The 1211-nt window shown below is 47.8% G+C and carries 1 protein-coding gene; it reads left to right on the top strand.

Features of this window, described 5'->3' with window-relative positions; genetic code table 11:
• A partial coding sequence (locus AACV33_RS03015) for a tandem large repeat (protein ID WP_182700730.1) occupies nucleotides 1–1211 on the top strand: 1211 nt, incomplete at both ends.

The following is a 1211-nucleotide window of genomic DNA, read 5'->3' as shown; positions in this document are numbered from 1 at the left end:
AGTGGTGCCGTGTACTTAACCCCGTCAATCACGATTACTCCAATTACTGGCGGAGTGATTAACGAGACTGACGCGGCCAATCTTATTATTAGCGGCACAACAACACGTTTTGACGCAGGTAAAGATATCACAGTTGCGTTTAGCAATTCGGCCGATGCGAAGAGTAATTCGGTGATTGCGACAGTGGGCAGTGACGGCACTTGGACAGCGGCAGGTACTAATTTAAGCAGTTGGAGTGATGGCACGATCACCGTAAAAGCAACGGGCTCAAACCAACATAACATTGCTGCGGAAGAGGCGTCAGAAACAGCTCAACTTTCGACAGTGAAACCAACGTTAACGTCCGTGGTATCAAACCCAACATCGGGTAAAACAGGCGATAAAATTGGAGTTACGGCGACTTTCTCTGTTGCTGTAGATAATGCGACGGCGACATTAGGCACAAATGATGTGACGTGGAGTTCGGGTCAAGGCTCAGCAACATGGATTGGTGAAGTGGAAATTCCGAGTTCATCAGCAGCAGATACTGAGTTTACTTATACGGTGAAAGGGTTCAGTGATACTCACGGCAATCTTGGCGATGAATCGACGAGTGGTACCGTGTACCTAACCCCATCAATCACGATTACTCCAATTACTGGCGGAGTGATTAATGAGAGTGACGCGGCCAATCTTATTATTAGCGGCACAACCACGCGTTTTGAAGCAGGTAAAGAGATCACGGTTGCATTCAGTAATTCAAAAGATAGCTCGTCGCTCCCAACAGTTATTGCGACAGTGGACAGTGATGGGAACTGGACAGCGGGAGGTGCTAATTTAAGCAGTTGGAGTGATGGTTCGATCACCGTAAAAGCAACGGGCTCAAACCAACATAACATTGCTGCGGAAGAGGCGTCAGAAACGGCTCAACTCTCGACAGTGAAACCAACCGTAATATCAGTGGTATCAAACCCGACATCGGGTAAAGCAGGTGATAAAATTGGAGTTACAGCGACTTTCTCTGTTGCCGTAGATAATGCGACGGCGAAGTTAGGCACAAGTGATGTGACGTGGAAGTCTGGTGAAGACACCGCGGTTTGGGTAGGTGAGGTGGAAATTCCAACTTCATCTGAAACGGATATGGAATGGACTTATACGATTCAAGGATTCAGTGATACTCACGGTAACCTCGGTGAACCAATCACCACTGGCTCGGTGTACTTAACGCCGTC

The organism is Aliivibrio sp. SR45-2, assembly GCF_963890165.1.
Taxonomy (GTDB): Bacteria; Pseudomonadota; Gammaproteobacteria; order Enterobacterales; family Vibrionaceae; genus Aliivibrio; species Aliivibrio salmonicida.
Note: the sequence above shows the minus strand (reverse complement) of the source record. Positions and strands in the feature narration are given on the sequence as shown.